Source organism: Haemophilus sputorum CCUG 13788, from assembly GCF_000238795.1.
Lineage (GTDB): Bacteria > Pseudomonadota > Gammaproteobacteria > Enterobacterales > Pasteurellaceae > Haemophilus_A > Haemophilus_A sputorum.
In genome coordinates this window covers 1-3500 of sequence record NZ_AFNK01000027.1, presented here as the reverse complement: position 1 = coordinate 3500, position 3500 = coordinate 1, and the positions used below count along the sequence as shown (strand labels likewise).

Here is a 3500-nt window from a genome sequence, read left to right as displayed (position 1 = left end):
GCGCGGGGCTAACAGGTAAGATGAAATTAAGGTTTTACGAACACTGCCACTGTAATTAATTACCGCTACTTTCATAAATCACCTCAGAATTTTTTGTTGAACTTCTTAGGGTCGAAATTCTCACCGATTTTCTTGAAGAATTCTTTATCAATAATGCCGGGACTCTCTGCTTTTTTACTTTCCTGCACTTCAGGCTCAGACGGTTGTGTATTGTGCAATACACTTTCCGCTGCACCCTTCGCGCTACTCTTATCATGCGTATTGTGCAATACATTTTTTCGGTTTTGCCGCGTTCTATACAGTGCCATCTCAAGCCCTTTGGCTGTTACCGAAAAGCTGTATTCGCTGTCGAGGATTTCAGCAATTTCATGCCGCGTTAGCCCTCTGTCCAGCCAGTTCTCGATTTCATTTAGGCGCAATCTGACAGCAGCCGATAAGTTGCGGGGTTTCAGATCTGCTGGTTTATTCATAACCCCCTCCGTTGTATGAAAATGACTCTACAACACTCGTAAGAAGGGGTCAATCGAGTTTTGTAGTTTATCTGTAGTTTTATTGTAGTCTATTTGTAGTCTGTCACGTTTTTTGTAGTTTATTTGTAGTTTTATTGTAGTCTATTTGTAGTCTTACAACACTAAGGCAAAACGTTTTTTGTAGTTTATCTGTAGTTTATCTGTAGTTTTTGGTTGCTCAGATGGTCATGCAAGCATGACCATCAAAGAATAGGACGCTTTTTAGCCAAATGCCCCTTAACCTACGGAGATCGCCCTACCAAAAAAAGATGATTTTTTATCCCTTAACCTGCTATACACCTAACGCAGCGTGATAAATCACGCTATTGCACTGATTTAAAAGAAAAAAACAAAATTTAGCCATGCTGCGGTATTACCCAGGTATTACAAATCAAATCTAAATTACTGATTTAAATAACTTTTTATTTATTACTTTGGTAATACTATGATTTCACCGTATTAGACACCCTTTTTTCGTTTAAAAAATGCACAAATTGAGGACTGAATGGGCTTTGTTGAATAAATCGAACTTTTGCTGAGTTGAAGGATCAGATCACGCATCTTCCCGACAACGCAGACCGTTCCGTGGCAAAGCAAAAGTTCAAAATAACCAACTGGCCCACCTACAATAAAGCCCTCATCAACCGTGGCTCCATAACTTTCTGGCTGGATGATGAAGCTATTCAGGCTTGGTATGAGTCAGCAACACCTTCTTCACGAGGCAGACCTCAGCGCTATTCTGACCTTGCCATCACGACTGTGCTGGTCATTAAACGCGTATTCAGGCTGACCCTGCGCGCTGCGCAGGGCTTTATTGATTCCATTTTTTCTCTGATGAACGTTCCGCTACGCTGCCCGGATTACAGGGGTCGTTTGCGGGAGAGGGCGAAATCCTACGCTAAGGCTTTGGCCAACGATATTCTCCGGTAAGATTGATGTGTTCCCAGGGGATAGGAGAAGTCGCTTGATATCTAGTATGACGTCTGTCGCACCTGCTTGATCGCGGCCGCGATAGCTAGATCGCGTTGCTCCTCTTCTCCATCCGCGTTCCAAGCTGCGGAAAGGCACCCATAAGCGTACGCCTGGTCGAGCAGGCGACGCGGATCGACGTCCAGCGCACGAGAGAATGCGTCCGCCATCTGTGCAATGCGTCTAGGATCGAGACAAAGGTCGTCTCTGTCAGCCGGATCGTAGAACATATTGGCGGCGCCAAAGCCCACTTCACCGACCAGACCGACGGGATCTATCACCAGCCAGCCGCGACTGGAGAACATGATGTTTTCATGATGCAGATCGCCATGTAGCCCACGCAGTTCCGAGGCATTGCTCATCATTTGATCGGCTATAATCGCCGCGTGGACGTAGTCAGTTTGACAACCTGCGTTTTGATCATCGCGCGCCCGCTGAAACAAAGCTGCAAAGCGATCCCGGATCGGGAGAAGGGCAGAAGGCAGGGGTTCCTCAGATGCGGCATACAGCTTCGCCATTAGTTCCGCTGCAATTTCGGTCGCCTGGTAGTCGCCGTGCTCGGCAACGATGTGAGAGAGCATTCGCTCCCCGGCATATTCGAGCAACATCAGATTGTTCTCACGACCGAGCAACCGGACTGCTCCCCTCCCATTGCGCCATACCAGATAGTCGGCCCCGCGCAGTTCATCAGCAATGTCTTCTATAGGTTTCAATCCCTTGACGATTGCAGGAGTCCCGTCTGGCAATGAAACTTTCCAAACGAGGCTGGAAAAGGTGTCCGCAATGAGAACAGGTTGCGAAACGTGCCAATGAGCAGGAAAAACAGGCGGCATGAACATCAACCCCAAGTCAGAGGGTCCAATCGCAGATAGAAGGCAAGGCGTTCGCGGTCGGGGGCTTCGATCCCCAATACATTGAATAGGACAGCGAAGGCGCGCTCTGCTTCATCTGGCGCTGCCCAGTTCTCTTCGGCGTTAGCAATCATGAGTGCCAAATCGGCATAGCGATCTGCTGTTCCGAGCCGCCCAAGGTCGATCAGACCCGTGCATTGAAGAGTTTTAGGGTCCACCATGAAGTTCGGCATGCAGGGATCACCATGGCAAACAACCATATCGGTGCGCTCTTGGTCGAGCCGCACCGGTAGCTCTCGTTCGACACGAGCCAAAAGATCGAGCTGCGGCGTACTCTTGTCCTCGTCCGGTAAGAAGTCGGGATTGACGGCATTGCGGGACACCACATCAACGGCGCGTCCGAACATTCGCGACAGCCTGCGCTCAAACGGACATTGATCAACCGATAGGCTGTGAACAGCGCCAAGTTGCTGCCCCATTGACGGCCACGCTTTGAGCAAATCCGCTCCAGACAGATCAGCCGCCGGTACTCCCGGAATTGCCGTTATCACCAAGCATGCACCCTCCTGTTCCTCCTGCCAGTTGATCACCTCGGGGCAAGCCACACCTCGACCTTTGAGCCAAATGAGGCGGTCACGCTCTCCAGCGAGCTCACCGCGGCGGGAAGCAGGTGCGATTTTCGCGAAGGCATGCCCGTCACCACGTCGAAAAACAAAATCACCAGATTCTCCGCCTCTGACAGGCAACCAGTCAGAATGCGATTCACCAAAAAAATATTAGTTCGATTCAATGGAGGTTCCTTCAGTTTTCTGATGAAGCGCGGAGGTGGCTCAACCTGCGAAAAGAAACGAGTTGCTACGTAAGTCCGAGAACATGCTTTCCATGGTCTTGCACCGGTTGTGTTCCGGTCTATCTCTCATTTTAAGCGGCTTTTTTCTCAAATGCCACCGGCGATTTCCAGCCGAGTGCTGATGAATCCCCTAATGATTTTTATCAAAATCATTAAGTTAAGGTAGATACACATCTTGTCATATGATCAAATGGTTTCGCCAAAAATCAATAATCAGACAACAAAATGTGCGAACTCGATATTTTACACGACTCTCTTTACCAATTCTGCCCCGAATTACACTTAAAACGACTCAACAGCTTAACGTTGGCTTGCCACGCC

The 3500-nt window shown here is 48.7% G+C and carries 2 protein-coding genes and 2 pseudogenes; 1 reads left to right on the top strand and 3 read right to left on the bottom strand.

All coding sequences use genetic code 11. The features are described from left to right. Positions 1–83: 83 nt before the first annotated feature. Positions 84–470, bottom strand: coding sequence for a plasmid stabilization protein StbA (stbA, locus tag HSP_RS10860; RefSeq protein WP_001039464.1), 387 nt, complete (start codon positions 468–470; stop codon positions 84–86). A 624-nt stretch (positions 471–1094) separates the two neighbouring features. Between stbA and HSP_RS10855 the strand changes: the two are divergent. Continuing rightward, a pseudogene (locus tag HSP_RS10855) lies at positions 1095–1403 on the top strand (transposase); the annotation flags it as partial. A gap of 77 nt (positions 1404–1480) precedes the next feature. On the opposite strand, the gene HSP_RS0103375 reads toward HSP_RS10855, so the two are convergent. Then, the gene (locus tag HSP_RS0103375) at positions 1481–2317 is read right to left on the bottom strand and encodes an aminoglycoside O-phosphotransferase APH(6)-Id (protein WP_000480968.1); all 837 of its coding nucleotides are present in this window, start codon (positions 2315–2317) and stop codon (positions 1481–1483) included. Then, a pseudogene (aph(3'')-Ib, locus tag HSP_RS0103370) lies at positions 2317–3119 on the bottom strand (aminoglycoside O-phosphotransferase APH(3'')-Ib). The gene HSP_RS0103375 and the pseudogene aph(3'')-Ib overlap by 1 nt, the downstream one beginning before the upstream one ends. Between the last annotated feature and the right edge of the window lie 381 nt (positions 3120–3500).

Bases quoted from the DNA above. Each gene is read 5' to 3' on its own strand.
- stbA (WP_001039464.1), bottom strand. From the start codon at position 470: ATGAATAAACCAGCAGATCTGAAACCCCGCAACTTATCGGCTGCTGTC.
- HSP_RS0103375 (WP_000480968.1), bottom strand. From the start codon at position 2,317: ATGTTCATGCCGCCTGTTTTTCCTGCTCATTGGCACGTTTCGCAACCT.